The organism is Furfurilactobacillus sp. WILCCON 0119 (genome assembly GCF_053471565.1).
This window is the reverse complement of record NZ_JBPCCV010000003.1, coordinates 122,692-137,315: the sequence shown is the minus strand read 5'-3', so window position 1 is coordinate 137,315 and position 14,624 is coordinate 122,692. Positions and strand designations below refer to the sequence as shown.

16 protein-coding genes are annotated in these 14,624 nt (G+C 46.0%); 9 read left to right on the top strand and 7 right to left on the bottom strand.

Translation table 11 applies throughout. The features are described 5' to 3' along the window. Positions 1-262: 262 nt before the first annotated feature. Together ACRYI5_RS06185 and ACRYI5_RS06180 are read left to right on the top strand one after the other, a co-directional pair. On the top strand, positions 263-1,591 hold the full coding sequence (locus ACRYI5_RS06185) for an MFS transporter (protein ID WP_448224646.1): 1,329 nt from the start codon (positions 263-265) through the stop codon (positions 1,589-1,591). Positions 1,592-1,605: 14 nt separating this feature from the next. Beyond that, positions 1,606-2,007, top strand: coding sequence for a MerR family transcriptional regulator (locus ACRYI5_RS06180; RefSeq protein ID WP_448224645.1), 402 nt, complete (start codon positions 1,606-1,608; stop codon positions 2,005-2,007). Between the two features lie 162 nt (positions 2,008-2,169). Here ACRYI5_RS06180 and ACRYI5_RS06175 read toward each other — a convergent pair whose 3' ends face one another. From ACRYI5_RS06175 to ACRYI5_RS06165, 3 genes are all read right to left on the bottom strand, one after another. Continuing rightward, a complete protein-coding gene (locus ACRYI5_RS06175) occupies positions 2,170-3,201 on the bottom strand; it encodes an FAD-binding oxidoreductase (RefSeq protein ID WP_448224644.1) in 1,032 nt (343 codons plus the stop codon). Positions 3,202-3,470: 269 nt separating this feature from the next. Next, the gene (locus ACRYI5_RS06170) at positions 3,471-4,214 is read right to left on the bottom strand and encodes an FAD:protein FMN transferase (protein ID WP_448224643.1); all 744 of its coding nucleotides are present in this window, start codon (positions 4,212-4,214) and stop codon (positions 3,471-3,473) included. Next, complete coding sequence (locus ACRYI5_RS06165) at positions 4,214-4,684, bottom strand: FMN-binding protein (protein WP_448224642.1); 471 nt, start codon at positions 4,682-4,684, stop codon at positions 4,214-4,216. Before ACRYI5_RS06165 ends, ACRYI5_RS06170 begins: the two co-directional genes overlap by 1 nt. Positions 4,685-4,934: 250 nt before the next feature. Here ACRYI5_RS06165 and ACRYI5_RS06160 point away from each other — a divergent pair, with 250 nt between their 5' ends. Then, positions 4,935-5,594 (top strand): DUF6287 domain-containing protein, encoded by a 660-nt coding sequence (locus ACRYI5_RS06160; RefSeq protein ID WP_448224641.1) that lies wholly within the window; start codon positions 4,935-4,937, stop codon positions 5,592-5,594. Between the two features lie 88 nt (positions 5,595-5,682). Here the strand turns inward: ACRYI5_RS06160 and ACRYI5_RS06155 are convergent, their stop codons facing one another. Next, a complete protein-coding gene (locus ACRYI5_RS06155; protein ID WP_448224640.1) occupies positions 5,683-6,513 on the bottom strand; it encodes a helix-turn-helix transcriptional regulator in 831 nt (276 codons plus the stop codon). Positions 6,514-6,622: 109 nt separating this feature from the next. Here ACRYI5_RS06155 and ACRYI5_RS06150 point away from each other — a divergent pair, with 109 nt between their 5' ends. Both ACRYI5_RS06150 and ACRYI5_RS06145 read left to right on the top strand, forming a co-directional pair. Further along, positions 6,623-7,648 (top strand): NAD-dependent epimerase/dehydratase family protein, encoded by a 1,026-nt coding sequence (locus ACRYI5_RS06150; RefSeq protein WP_448224639.1) that lies wholly within the window; start codon positions 6,623-6,625, stop codon positions 7,646-7,648. Between the two features lie 97 nt (positions 7,649-7,745). After that, a complete protein-coding gene (locus ACRYI5_RS06145; protein ID WP_448224638.1) occupies positions 7,746-8,288 on the top strand; it encodes a TMEM175 family protein in 543 nt (180 codons plus the stop codon). Between the two features lie 51 nt (positions 8,289-8,339). On the opposite strand, the gene ACRYI5_RS06140 is transcribed toward ACRYI5_RS06145, so the two are convergent. Continuing rightward, on the bottom strand, positions 8,340-9,767 hold the full coding sequence (locus ACRYI5_RS06140) for an MDR family MFS transporter (protein ID WP_448224637.1): 1,428 nt from the start codon (positions 9,765-9,767) through the stop codon (positions 8,340-8,342). 145 nt (positions 9,768-9,912) lie between these two features. Here ACRYI5_RS06140 and ACRYI5_RS06135 point away from each other — a divergent pair, with 145 nt between their 5' ends. Beyond that, the gene (locus ACRYI5_RS06135) at positions 9,913-10,356 is read left to right on the top strand and encodes a MarR family winged helix-turn-helix transcriptional regulator (protein WP_407878952.1); all 444 of its coding nucleotides are present in this window, start codon (positions 9,913-9,915) and stop codon (positions 10,354-10,356) included. 111 nt (positions 10,357-10,467) lie between these two features. Here the strand turns inward: ACRYI5_RS06135 and ACRYI5_RS06130 are convergent, their stop codons facing one another. Continuing rightward, positions 10,468-11,007 carry a phenolic acid decarboxylase gene (locus ACRYI5_RS06130; protein ID WP_448224636.1) on the bottom strand — a complete coding sequence of 180 codons (540 nt, stop codon included), beginning with the start codon at positions 11,005-11,007 and terminating at the stop codon, positions 10,468-10,470. A gap of 95 nt (positions 11,008-11,102) precedes the next feature. On the opposite strand from ACRYI5_RS06130, the gene ACRYI5_RS06125 reads away from it, so the two are divergent. Then, positions 11,103-11,642 (top strand): PadR family transcriptional regulator, encoded by a 540-nt coding sequence (locus tag ACRYI5_RS06125; RefSeq protein WP_448224635.1) that lies wholly within the window; start codon positions 11,103-11,105, stop codon positions 11,640-11,642. Between the two features lie 63 nt (positions 11,643-11,705). On the opposite strand, the gene ACRYI5_RS06120 is transcribed toward ACRYI5_RS06125, so the two are convergent. Beyond that, entirely contained in the window at positions 11,706-12,119 is a 414-nt protein-coding gene (locus ACRYI5_RS06120; RefSeq protein WP_448224634.1) for a helix-turn-helix domain-containing protein, read from the bottom strand. A gap of 93 nt (positions 12,120-12,212) precedes the next feature. On the opposite strand from ACRYI5_RS06120, the gene ACRYI5_RS06115 reads away from it, so the two are divergent. Together ACRYI5_RS06115 and ACRYI5_RS06110 are read left to right on the top strand one after the other, a co-directional pair. Continuing rightward, positions 12,213-12,977, top strand: coding sequence for an SDR family NAD(P)-dependent oxidoreductase (locus tag ACRYI5_RS06115; RefSeq protein WP_448224633.1), 765 nt, complete (start codon positions 12,213-12,215; stop codon positions 12,975-12,977). Positions 12,978-13,135: 158 nt separating this feature from the next. Beyond that, complete coding sequence (locus ACRYI5_RS06110) at positions 13,136-14,578, top strand: SIR2 family NAD-dependent protein deacylase (RefSeq protein ID WP_448224632.1); 1,443 nt, start codon at positions 13,136-13,138, stop codon at positions 14,576-14,578. Positions 14,579-14,624: the final 46 nt, after the last annotated feature.

Here is a 14,624-nt window from a genome sequence, read left to right as displayed (position 1 = left end):
TCATGGGTGATTTTTGCCCATGGGTGCCCGCTTGCATTAGATGAACTGAGGCCTGCGTCTTTTTTCGCGTTTGCGGCAGTCAGAACCAGAGTTCATGGGTGATTTTTGCCCATGGGTGCCTGTTTACATTACCTGAACTGAGGCTTGCGTCATTTTTCGCGTTTGCGGCAATGGTAAAAAAAGTTGTTATTAGGGCTTGTCTTAGAGTGCGCTGGAAGGTCTAAAGTTAGTCTTCGTTAAATTAAGTAACGGAGGCATCACAATGAAAGACAAGCGGTTTGGCATCATTTTGCCAATTATTTTATTGAGCTATTTTATGATTCTTTTGGATAATTCAATCGTTTTTACCAGTACGGTTAAAATTGCAGCAGACCTACACATGGGCGCGCAGGCGCTTGCCTGGGTCACCAACGCGTATGCGTTAACGTTTGGTGGGTTACTCTTGCTGGGCGGCCGCGCGGGTGATTTGTTTGGTCGGAAACGGGTCTTTATGTGGGGACTCGTCATTTTTAGCATTGGTTCCTTAATGGTTGGGCTCGCAACGAACGCAACGATGATTATTTCAATGCGGGCGCTCCAGGGTGTTGGGTCTGCCATTTTGGCACCAACAACGTTAGCGCTACTAATGGATAGTTACCAAGGACCACAGCGTGTTCGGGCAATTGCTTACTATGGGGCAACTGGTGGGCTTGGCGCTAGTTTTGGTCTGGTAATTGGGGGTGTTATCGCAAGTTACCTGTCCTGGCGGGTTGGCTTCTTACTAAACGTGCCGTTGGGTTTAGCGATGCTAGTGCTTTCCGCAAAGTTTATTCAGCGCCAAAACGGTCAATCGAGGGCACTTGATTGGTGGGGCGCAGTGACGTCTGTCATCGGTGTAGCCGGTCTGATCTACAGTGTCAGCGGTAATGCCGGGGCCGGCTGGGCCGGCATTGTGGCGGTGATTTCATTAGGACTATTTGTGTGGCAGGAAGCGCGAAGCCACGCGCCATTGATGCCCTTACAATTGTTTGCCAATAACGAGAGAACCAGTGCATACATTGCCCGGTTCTTCTTTCTTGGTGCAATGATCAGCTACTTTTTCCTTACGCCTCAGGCAATGCAGCACGTATATGGCTACACGCCATTAATGGCGGCCATCGGATTCTTGCCGGAAACCGTGCCACAGTTTGTGAGCGCAACGGTGTTATCACGATTAAACGGTCGGTTTACAAACACACAGTTATTACTGTTTGGGATGATTACAACGTTAATTGGTATTGTGTTTGGCGCCGTTATGGGGGTTCAAGCAGGTTATTGGTTGGCAATTGGCCTACCGATGGTGATTATTGGGATTGGTCAGGGGTTTGTTTTGAGTCCGCTAACGGTCGCTGGTGTCGCGAATACGGATGCGACGATTGCTGGTTCGGCGTCTGGTGTTGTTAATACGGTCCACCAGGTGGGAAGCTCATTTGGGCTCTCCGTCATCGTTGCGTTAACAAGTCACTACGCAATGCCACAGACGTCCTTTGACCATGCCTTATGGCTGATGGCCGGCTTTGTTGGGGTGGCACTGGTGGCAAGTTTAAACATTTTACGGCGTGATCATCATTAAAAGGAGAAAACAAGATGAACATTAAACGTGCAAGTGAGCTCACGGGCGTTTCGTCAACAACGATTCGGTACTATGAAAAGGAAGGACTGGTTCCACCGATTGATCGAAGTGAGACAGGGGTTCGCGAAATTGATGAGCGCATCATTCGTCGAATCATGTTTGTCAAACAAATGCGTGGTGCAGGCATGCCGATTGAGGCATTGCTTAACTACATTCAGCTGTTTGACGCTGGGGAAGATAACCGGAAGGCTGAATTGGCCATTCTAACGGAGCAAGCGGCCATTATGGAAGAAAAACGGGATGATCTGCAGGCTGCGATTGACCATTTACACTGGAAGATTGCTCACTTTAATGACCACATGGCGATGACGGAAGCAGAATTGACCGCGTTGGAACGAGTAGGGCGAGCGGATTAGGAAACTTTTCAATGATATCGAGACAAAAACCACCTTGGAAGTGAATGCCTCCAAGGTGGTTTTTGTCTTAGCTCTTTAGGTTACTGACTTAACAGGGATTAACTACAGGACAGTTAGTTTTGCCGTGAAGCTGTTCGTTAGGGCAAGCGGCTGGCAAACAAGTTACCAATTGAACGCTTCATAGTAAACCTTGTTTGGTGACACCCCGTGGGCGTGCAACGCTTGCCGCCAGGTGTGGCCGAGCAAACGGGGACCAGACAGAAGGTACGTTGTGTTTGGAACCGTAAACGTTGAGACCGTTTGGGTAACGTCAAACCGACCGGCCTGAAGGTGAACGGTTAATTCAGGTCTGGTCGTCGCAAGCTGGCGGAGTTCATCAGCATAGATCAACTCTTGCTCTGTGTGTGCTGTGTAATACAGCGTGATTTTTTGATGGGGATGGGCCGCGATGAGCGACAACATGGGAACAATGCCAGAACCGCCAGCAATGAGCACCAGGTGGTCAGCTGGTTGTTCCTTTAAAACGGCGGCGAAGCGCCCAAAACCACCCTCAACAGCCGCCTTGGCGCCAAGTGGAAGGGACTGAACGAGGCGTGAAAAGTCGCCATCACCACGAATTGCGAGAACGATTTCACCAGTTTCGGTTACCGCATTGACCACGGAGAATGGATGAAGTTCCTTTAGGTGGTCAACGTTTGTAAAATTCACAAAAACGTAGTCACCAGGCTTGATGGTCACCTGATTTGGCCGCTGAAGTTGAAGCCGAAATTCAAAAAAGTTGGGCGCTAGTTCACGTTTATCAACCAGGGTGGCTGCGGGCAGTCCCCAAACGTGGGTGGCCTTGTGAATGAGGTAAGCAGCCAGCACGAGAATGGTGTAACCGTCAAAGAAAATCATAAAACTGGTTATCGACGTCACGTAGCTAATTAATTGAACGTGAAGGAAGACCAGTGCCACGGCAATTAAGTTTAACCGGTGGAGCCAGATAGAGAGTTCATGGTGAAAAATCACCTCAAGCCGGTGCTTTAATTGGTCTAACAGTGGGATCCGGCTGGTTAGCCAACCGGCCATAAAAATCAATGAGTAGAGCATGAGGCCAAGGAAAAGGTCAAACGCCCAATCACCAGTCTGCTTGATTAAACCACCTGATGACGTCTCCGTTTTGTGTAAATAGGCGAGACCGATGGCAAACATACTGAGCATCCTGTGGATGAAGTAGACACTCGGTAAGCCAATGAGCCGGTCCAACCACCGTGGCCGGGTGCTTAGATAAATAGCTGCTAAAAAACCAGACGTACGCGATGGACCCAAATTGAATGGCTATGGCTAACGCTTCACTTGAATAAATGGTGGGTAAACCGAGTGCGAGTGTCTGAATCAACGGTAGGGGGATAACAAATAAAATCACCAACCAGACGAGTCCGTTTAGGTAAGGAACTTTTTTCAACATGGGATCAGCCTCCCTAAATAGCGATTGCACAGTCGTTTTGATCAATGAGCAGGCCAGCGGTTGAATACTGCTGACTAAATTGAAGAAACGCTGATTGACCCATTGAAACCGCAGCGGTGGCGAGAATGTCAGCCTCAATGAGGTCTAATGACAGAATGGTTGCTTGTTGCAATGTTTTTTGATGATCTGTGCGAACAATGTGTTCACCATGGCGACTGGTTCCAGAAGTTGCGATTGCGCCATTTTGGAGCGCATATTGATGGCAGAGGTGGTCAGGTGCTTGCGGGTCTTCAATGCCAATGTGCCAAGTAAACGTTTCGCCTTCTGCAACACCTAGTTGCATGTCACCGGCACCATTAATTGCCGCGGCGACCAGCGTGCCATCCAGTAGGTGTGGCTGCAAAAAGCGTTCAAACGCCCGCTGAATGGCCCACCCTTTGACCAGACCGGTGGGATCGTAGTGATTGTTAAAGAAGGGGTTAAACGCCCCCTTGGTGAGGGTCATGGCCGTATCGGCGAATGCGTACACTTCCTGAAATTCAGCGGTGAAATCAGCAGCTTTCAGTTGGTCATGTTGATAGCGGGAGACTAGGGAATCAGTTTTAAAGGGAGAAAAATCGTCATCAATGTGTGTTAAGTACGTCAAAATGTTGGTCTGGACGGTCGTGATCTGTGCCGCTGTCAGGGGCCGGGTTGCTGGGGCAACCAATTTAATGGTGAATGGCATTGCCATGGCCGTTAGTTGAATTGTTTTCATTACATCGCCGCCTTATTTAATGCGTCCTGAAGGGAACCAGTAAAGCCTTTATACGTTTCACTAGCGCCTGAAACAAGTTGAATGTTGGCACTTTGTTTTTTAACCGCTTCTGATTTATAGATGGGTAACGCGCGGGCATTAACTTGCTTATCATGGTCGTTATCATTCGGATAGGATAAGACCTTTACGGTTGTTAACTTCCCGTTCTTAATGGTCGCTTGAACCTGAACGGCACCCCATTTTGTGGCAGTTGCCTGGCCCGTATACACGCCACTTTTATAGGTGCCAGCGGACTGAGTGCGACTGCTGCTGGCACTATTAAGATTGCTGGTTGTGGATTGGCTTGAGGTTGTTTGACTGGATGTTGTTTGTTGATTTGTAAGACGATCTTTGATGAATAAAAAATAACCATCAATAATCATGGCACCAGCGATAATAATTGCGATCAGACTTCCGATTACTTTTTTCATTAGCGGACCTCATTTCTAAAATTTATTTGATTATGAACGTTACGGGTAAAGGTAACCTTATAAAGAGGTTAAGAGTGTTTTACGGGGTGAACCGATAGGGTTAGTTTTAAAATGCTTTTATTTTTATATAGAAATGGGTTAATTGACCTAAGGTACGATGATTTTTTGTATAATTTAGGTGACCTGTTAAAATGGTTGTATTAATTCATTTATTTTAGTCAATTGACTACATGATTGGGGGATCATCAACATGAAAAAGACACGCTTACGTGTTGCGTTACTTGGTGTTGCATTATTAATGGGTGCCGGATTAGCCGGATGCGGGAATAATACGGGTGCTACTGCTTCAACGGATCAAAGTAGTGCCTCAAGAAGCAGCAAGGTTAGTTCACAAAAGGAATCCAAAAAGGCCAGTTCATCAGAATTAGCCACTTCTTCAAGTGCCACAACACAGTCTTCTAGCCAGGCAAGTCAGTCCGTTACGGCGTCATCATCTAGCTCGACGGATAAAGCGTCTGGAAGTTCCAGTGCGACAGCAACCAGTAAAGCAACGACGGCGGTTGCAAAGAGCGCCGCTGCGGGTGATTTGAATGTTGCGGCCATTGATAACGGTGACATTAGCTCAATGGTTGGGACGTGGAAGAACGGCGCTGGTGACGTGTTGACTATTAATGCTGATGGAACAACGGGTGCGAACATGACCATTAAAACGGTGCCTAACTCAGAACAAACGAGTGGTGTGCCATATGTGAATGTGATGGACGGTTACGTTGGTGCCGCAGCCATTGGATTATATCAGGCCGGGTTTAAGAACCCCGCGGGGGATCAATCAGACACCTCAAAAGCACGGTTAACGATTTCACAACAAAACTCAGATTTTCCTGCCTCAAGTTACTACTACCGGCAGTAATTAAAAGTATCACGGTAATAAATGGTTAAGTCAAAAAATCCACCTAAGAATGATTTTCTTAAGTGGATTTTTGTGTCCTCTCCCGTCATTAATCGTGATCGAGCGACAATTTGATTTTTTGAATGGTGTCATCCGTTTCAACCGGGGTGAAAACGTACATCCGCAGATCAACATTATCACCAACGATAAAGCTCGTTTCATCGAAATGAACTTCACCAACAACAGGAAAAAACATTGTCTTATGGCGTTCAATTTCAGGGCGGATGTCATGTTTTTGCCAGAGTTGATCAAAAAGGGGACTGTCCGCGCGCAATTGCTGAACGAAGGCTGTTAATTCGTCATCGGTCGTTAACGTTGCGTACTGTTGGCGAAACCGGCCCACCATGTTACTGGCCACGATTTGCCAGTCAGCAATGACCCGTTGAAAGGCCTCATCCGTAAAGAGTTCGCGGAGCAGATTACGGTGTAAAAGCGCATGACCAACAATTGTTGAAGCAAATTGGGCTGTGAGGGTATTAACGGCCACAAAGTTCCAGCGTTGATCGAGAATGACGACGCCGGAGAGGGGCCAACTGTCAATGGTCCGCTGGAGCATCGGGTTGATTTGTTCAGTAAACGGTGGCGTTGTGGTCGGTTGATTAACACCCGTTAACGTGAATAGATGGGTAGCCTCGGCGGGGCTTAATTTAAGGGCGGCAACCAGCCCGGTCACAATCTGTTCAGAAACCTGAATGTCACGGCCCTGCTCCAACCAGGTGTACCAGGTCAGACTCATGTGGGCTAGAGCAGCTACTTCTTCACGCCGAAGCCCAGGCGTTCGGCGGTGGCCAGTTGTTGGTAAGCCGACCTGGTTAGGTTGCAGGCGTTGCCGCCGCGTTGTTAAAAAATCGGCCAGTTCTTGCTGACGTGTTGATGACATTAAACCACACTTTCCTATTATGATTTATCCTAGTATAAATGAACATCTTATCCTATTAGTGAACTTCATTATAATTGATTTTATCAAAATGAACAGGAGCAAAGATGAAATGACAGAAACGGTGTTGGTAACGGGTGGTTCAGGGTATATCGCTGAATATTTAATCGCTCAGCTTTTAGCAGATGGACAACAGGTGCGGGCCACGTTACGATCCATGAAACGGGCTGAGTCAGCTCGTGCAGCGATTGCAAGTCTTGGTGCGCCACACCTCGACGACTTAACGTTTGTTCAAGCTGACCTAAGCGCTGATGCAGGGTGGTCAGCCGCAATGACTGGTGTGGATCGGGTCTACCACGTGGCGTCTCCGTTTCCAATGACCATGCCCAAGGATGAAAATGATGTCATTATTCCAGCCCGTGAAGGGGTTAAACGCGTCCTGACGGCGGCTGCTTCCGCAGGTGTCAAGCGCCTGGTGATGACCGCGGCCTTTGGGGATGTGGCGATGGGGTACGACAAGAGCCACAACGATCATGTTTATACTGAACGCGACTGGAGTAACGTCGCCCCTGATTCAAAAATTACGGCTTACTATAAGAGTAAAACGTTGGCGGAACAGGATGACTGGAAATTTGCAACGGCACATCCAGAAATGGAGCTTGTGACAATGCTGCCGGTTGCCGTTTTGGGTCCGGTCATCGGCCCGCGCATCACGGGATCAAACTCGCTGATTGAAAGCTTGGTTAAGGGCACGATGCCAGGGTACCTTCATTTTTACATGCCGATTGTGGATGTTCGTGACCTTGTTTCTGCGCACATCCTCGCAATGACCACACCAGCGGCAGCTGGGCAACGGTTTATCATCAGTAACGGCCAGGCCCTAAGTTTTAAGGGGATCGGCACCATTTTAGCAAACGGCGTAACGGCCCCCATGAAATTGCCGCGGGTGACACTGCCAAACTGGGCAATCTATCTGTTGGCACCGTTTAACGGGCAGGCGCGTGATGTCATTCCTGAATTAGACGTTAGACGACAAATGTCGAGTCAACATGCAGCGGATGTTTTACATTGGCACCCACAGTACACGGTGGCTGACACCATTGTGGCAACGGCTAATTCGATTTTGGCATTGTCGTAAGCACTCCTTTTCCTTAGGCAGATTTTAGTTAACCGGGTCCGTTCAACGTGATTATGATAAGCTGGATGTACAGTAAATGAAGATGGGATGTTAACTAATGAGTAAAGGACGATTAACGGCGTACACCGACGCAATTTTGGCAATCATTGCTACGATTTTGGTGCTGTCGCTACCAGATCTTAATAGCTTTTCTTACCACGCGTTGGCCAGTCATTGGCAGGCCTACATTATTTATGTGATTACGTTTCTCCAATTGATGGCGATTTGGTTAAACCACCACAATCTGTTTGCTGGCCTGAAAAAAATCACGGGCGGGATTTTCTGGGCAAACGCAATCTGGCTACTGGTGATTTCCTTCTTGCCGTATGCGGTGAAATGGGTCGGCGAGTATCCCAACAAGTGGCAACCAGAAACGTTTTACGTGTTCATCATTGTCCTTGGGAGTGTCATGTTTTCCTGGCTCCGGGTGATCGCGGGCCGAACAAACGGGTTTAAGGTGAAAATTCGCAACTGGATCTATGTAATCTTTGTTCCGGCGGTGATCGTGACCTACTTCATTCCGTTTTTTGGAATCGTGACAGCTGCATTCTTAATCATCAATTTGATTATGAACCCAATGGATCGTGACCTGCTTGACTAACGTTAAAAGGCTGAACCCGAGATGATCTTTTGGGTTCAGCCTTTTTTGATATTACTGATTCAATTGTTGATCTGACTTTAAGAACAAACTGAGGATAACACCTAAGGCGCCAATTGCGGTGGCAGCCCATAGTGCGGCGTGAGCACCGTTAACAAGGGCTTGATGAATTCCCGTTGTGAAGGCTTGCCGATCCGTTTGCAGTAGTTTGGCGCTTGGTGACGTGGTGGTTGCAACGTTACTCATAATCGAAACAAGGATGGCCGTTCCGATGGCCGCACCAATCTGGCGCACCATGTTATTACTGGAGCTCCCGTGACTGATTAAATCACGGGGGAGTGATTGCATGCCAAGCGTACTGGCTGGCATCATGACAAATGACAGGCCGACATTGCGGATGGCGTAGGCAAGGATGACTAGCCAGATGGGTGTGGTTAACGTAATGAAAGTCAGTGCTAAGGTGCTGAGCGTCATGACGAGAACCCCAAAAATTACAATGGTGCGTCCCTTGCCGGCGCCTAAGAGTTTTCCGGCGAGGGGACTCATTAAGAACATGACGATGGCCCCGGGGAGAAGCGTTAATCCAGACTGGAAGGCCGTTAAATTACGGACGTTTTGCAAGTAAAGTGGCAGAATGAATTCAACCGCAACCATGCTGATTTGGGCAATTGCACTGATAATAGCAGCGAGGGCAAAGTTTCCCTGGCCAAAGACCCGGAGTTGAAGAATGGGATTTTTGATGCGCCCCTGCCGAAACAAAAATAGCGCTGTGATTATGCTCCCACAGATAATTGGCGCAATGGTACTTGCGGCCCCCCAGCCGTGATTACCAACGTTTGAAAAACCAAAGAGTAATAGACCAAAGCCACTCATCGAGTAAATTACGGAGGGCCAATCAAGCGGAATGACGCGGTGTGGCACAACGTCGGCCATGAAGAAGAGCCCCATTAAGACTGCTAAAATAATAACGGGAAGCATTGCGATGAAGATGGAGTGCCAGCCCCATGTATCGACTAACCACCCGCCTAGTGTGGGCCCGACGGCTGGTGCCAAACCGAAGACGATGCCGAGCAGGGCAGTTGGGGTACTCCGTTCATCCTTGGGGTAGACGGAAAAGAGAATGGTCATGGCTAACCCAGAAAGAATCCCGGCACCCATGGCCTGGACAAAGCGGCCGAGGAGTAGCCAGCCAAAACTTGGCGCAAAGGACGCAATGATCGTCCCAAATAAAAAGATGAGTTCGGTGGTGACAAAGAGGTGTTTCGTATTATACCGATCAGCCAGCCATGCGGTGATGGGGATGAGAACGCCACTAACCAGAGCGTAACCAGTGGATAGCCATTGAACGGTCGCAGTGCTCAGACTAAATGCGGTCATTAACTTTGGCTGGGCCACGGAGAGAATGGTTTGGTTGAGCATTGTAACAAAGGCGCTAATAACGACGGCTGCGACCAGGAACCGCCGATTGTACGTTGTTTTCATGAGTTTTGAGCCTCCGAAAAATATAGTTAGACATCTAACGATTTGTAACTATAATCGTTAGATATCTAACTGTCAAGCACACACCGATGAAAATTGACTAGATTCCCATGCTATACTAGTAAAAAAGGTGCTGTGGAGGCCGCTAATGGCAGTGAATGGGCAACAAATCAATAATTTAATTAGGGAAATTGGGATTACGCAACGGCGACAACTGGAGACGCGGTTACGAACAGAAGTTAACGTGACCCCTGAACAGGGCCGTGCACTCCAGATGGTCGCGGCCAAACCAGGATTAATTCAACGCGAAATGGCCGATATGTTTAACCGCCGGGGAGCAAGTGTTTCAAGTTTGCTCCAAAATCTTGAGCGTGATGGCTTGATCACTCGGCAACGGGCGGCGAATAACGGCCGGAATAAACAAATTTTTTTAACGGAAGCGGGGCAACGGCTGGTTGATCGAATTCAGGAAGAGTTTGAACAGGCAAATCAAGGTGTGACGTCACAGCTGACGGTGGACGAGCAAAAAATGCTCATTCAGCTCCTTCAGAAATTAAACAACGGTGAAGCTGATCATGGCGACACACTTTAATGCAAATAAAAATGACCATCACTGGGACCCCGCCGCTTTGGCTGATTCCCAGTAATGGTCATTTTTGCATTGATTGTGATTAAGGTGTGCTGTTTTTAATGAATGAACTTGTTATTTTTGAAGCTGATGATAATTTTCATCAAAGTAACGGCCGTTGCGAATGTCGTCCGTCATGCCGGCATAGGGCGCTTCACTAATAACGGCCTCGTTATTTTGCCCGGCATTCCCCATGTAGGTGATTGTTGCAAATTCTGGTACAACGAGTTTTGGATAAGTCGCGTATTTTTCGCGGGCCGCGCGCATATCGTCTAGGTGCTCGTTTTGGTAGGTGACGGTGATTTCGGGATGGTCTTCAACCCACTTTGGGAAAAAGATGGTGCCATGAAGTTTATCTTCGTTTGGTAAGAAATCTAAGGCAACGTCCGTACCAGTAGGCTCGGTCCAGCTAATCTTGTAGACCCCGGGTGTTAACATCACAATGTCCGCTGCCTGATCCGTGACCCAGCGACCCGCAACCATACCACCGTGAATGCGGTAATCGACGGTGTGGTCATTTTTGGCGTACCATTCGTACTCCCAGCCATTGTCGTAAGTGTAAATAAAGTGGGTTCCAAGAAAGTCATCCAGTGTTTTAAATGTTTTATGGTTCATTGTAAAAACCTCCAATGTTTAAGTAATCATATACATGTAATTAATTACATGTATATGATAGGATGTTTTTAAATACTTGTCAAGGAGCATACACAATGGCACAGAAAAACCGGTTGAAGTACATTTTGCTCGGACTTTTAACCGAGCGGGCGCAAAGTGGCTATGATTTAACGCGGGCGTTTGATACGGGGATTGGTGAATTTTGGTCAGCGAATCACAGCCAAATTTATCCGCTGCTAAACAAAATGGAAACTGAAGACTTGATTACGCATGAGTCCCAACTGGCGGGAGAGAAACTGACAAAGAAGGTTTATTCAATTACGGCAGCGGGGGAAGAAACGTTTACTCAGTGGTTGGGGAGTGCCTCTGACGCAGATAATGAGCACGATGAGTTTGTTCTGAAGCTGTATTTCATTCAGGAACGGCATGATTTTCGCCTGGTCGAAATGGTTCGAAACCAACGCGCTAAACGGCAGGCAAAACTGGTTCATCTTCAACAGCAGTTGGCGGATAAGTTTATGGATTCAACGATGATCGAGCAGCAGTACGGTCATTATTTGGTCTTACGCCATGCGATTGAACGCGAGCGTGAATACGTTGTGTGGTTAACGAGTATTCTCGATGAAGCAAAATAAAAACGGCACTAGGGCAACTGCTTAGTCTAAGCAGTTGCCCTAGTGCCGTTTTTGAACATCAGATTACGCGTGGTTCGTTGCCTGTGAAAATGGTGTGTCCGCTGAAAGCAGCTTCGCCTTTTCTTGTTCAAAGCGGTGCATTTTTTCAACGAGAAAAGATTGTTGCTGTTGCAAGCGAGTAATTTGTTGGTTGGTTTCATCCTGCAAATGTTCTAGGAGGGCAATTCCGGTATCGTAGGCCGTGACTGACTTATGATCATCACGGAAAAGGTCAAGCATTTGTTTTGTTTCTGCAACGGTGGCGCCGAGATGTCGCAAATGAAGTAATTTATTGAGGTCATCCAGATCATGATCACTATATTCACGTTGGCCGTTGTCGTTACGTTGAATGGGGTGGAGAAGCCCCTTCTTTTCATAGAAGCGGAGGGCATCATAGGTCACATGAAACTGGGCGGCAACGTCATGAATAGCATGCATTGATTTATTTTCTCCTTTTTTTCGAATTAAGCTTGCGCTAGTCTAACACCAGCGGCGTAGGATATCAATTATTCAAACAGGAGGTTCATTTAAATGACAGAAAATAATCAAGAAGTGATAACGTTAGTGACCGGTGGTAACCGGGGGATGGGATTAGAAATCGTCCGTGAATTGGCAGTGGCAGGCCAGCACGTCATTTTAGGCGCGCGACGTCTTGAAAAAGGGCAGCAAGCAGTTGCAACGTTGGCGGCGGATGGCATTAACGTCGATGTCGTTGAACTAGACGTTACGGATCCGGATTCAGTGACCCGCGCGGCGCAAACCATTGCGGATCGGTATGGCGCCCTGTCTGTTTTGATCAACAATGCGGGAGCTGTGTTTGATTTTCGTCAAACGGCCGCAGAAGTTGAAATGAAACGGTTACGGGCAGACTTTGAAATTAATTACTTTGGCTTAATTGACGTGACGCAGAAAATGCTCCCGTTGTTAAAGAAACGTCCACAGGCAAAAATCATTAACGTATCAAGCATGATGGGGTCCAAGACAGAGGCATTGAACCCAGCATCCGAAGTTTACCGGGCGGTAGCTGTCGGTTACCAATCCGCTAAAGCTGCGGCCAACATGTTTACCGTTCAGTTGGCAAAGGAAATGCGCCGTGAAGATCTGAACACCACAGTGAACGCCATTGACCCCGGGATCGTGGCAACTGAGTTTGGTGGCGCAACTCCGGAGCAAGTGAAACAAATGGGTGGGCAACCAGTGAGTGTTGGGGTGGCCCGAACCGTTGAATTGGCAACGGACTGGACAAGTACAGAAACGGCAACGTTTAGTAATACACATGGACCGGTGGCGTGGTAAAGCTATTAGCGGTCATTAAGCGCGTTCAACTCGAAGTGAGTGAACGCGCTTTTTATTTTTGCCAATACATAAATATTAGATATTGACCGACAAAGTTAATAAATGCACAATGATTTCAAAGGAATTAAAATATTCATTTTATAAAAAGGGATAAATTTATGAAAACTGAATTTAAAACGTTTTATACTCAAATGGCACTGGAATTGCTGAATGGAAACCTAACTTTTTTTATGGGAACTGGTTTTAGTATGCAACTTACAAATGGACAAGCGCCAAGCTACGAGCGTCTCCTTTTTGAAGTGCTGGAGAGCGTCGAAAATCGTTTGGAAGAAGCATCAAATAATCATGACGAAAAATGGATCGATGAAAAGAAAACTCAAAAGAATGAATGTGTACAGTTAAAAAAACAGCTTTTTAGTGAGCACCATAGAGCGAAGTACGATTTACAAATTACGGCGCAAATTATTGAAGACTTTTGTAATCGCTGTGAACAAGATTCTAAAGTAGTCGTTGCTGATTGTATAGGTAATGATACTGAAGACGGAAAAATAGATAAACAACAAGTGAACAAATTAAAAGAATCACTAATGAGTTTTAGTGATGGGAAACAGATTGCTAATGTTAATTTTATTACTACTAATTATGATGATTTGATTGGTGGTAGTTGTTTGGAAGGTAATTGTAATCGTATTTTCGGCAATAAAATTGAGTCGTCCATGAAGAAAAATATGCCGGATGTTTATCATATCCATGGTGTTGCTAGCAATCCCAAATCAATGGTTTTAACGATGAAAGATTATTTTAAATTTGAACGAAGCAATGATTATATTTCCCATAAATTTTATAGTCTTTTATATGAAACAACGGTCGTAATAATGGGGTATTCGCTCCAGGATTTTGATTTGAATTTGTTTTTGAGCGAAGTTAATGATTTTAAAAAGCAATCAATGCGTGAAAAAAATATTTTTTATATTTCTAGAAATAGTGTTGATCACTTATTCAAAGAATATTATTTTTTGAATTATGGCATTAGAGTCATTGATAATACGGGAATTGATGAGTTCTTTTTGAATTTGGCTAACACACGTGAAGATGCAGATGAGGTTATGTCCTTGGATTTTGGTGAATTACTAAAAGGGGACAACGAAGTAGAAGATGAGTTATTACATAATCAGATGGGATTGGGTCAAATTTGTGCAGGACTTAGTTCAGTATCGTCTTCTCTTAATGATCCTAAAACACTTCACTTTATTTTTGGTCTCGTTGAACGTAAATTAGTTTTTACTAAAGAACCTAAAAGGTTTGAACAGTACGTCCATTTAGCTTCATGGTTGATTTTTTTATTGAAGAATTTAGATTTTGAACGATTGACAATTACTGATGAAAAACGTTTTGAAAAATTTCTACAATATTCGTTTGAGAACATGAGTAAGGAACTGAACCCTGGATATTCGTGGAATGCTTATGCAGAGTGGAAGCGACGAATTAAGGAACTGAATCCAAAACAACGGGAGTATTTGTTGAGGTTTATTGAAGATAGAAAATTCAAACCAGAAAATAATGTTGATGGAATTAAAAATGAATTGAATTTGGCGCAATAATGATTACTTAAAAGACGATTAATGTGAATAGAATTGAATGGAAACT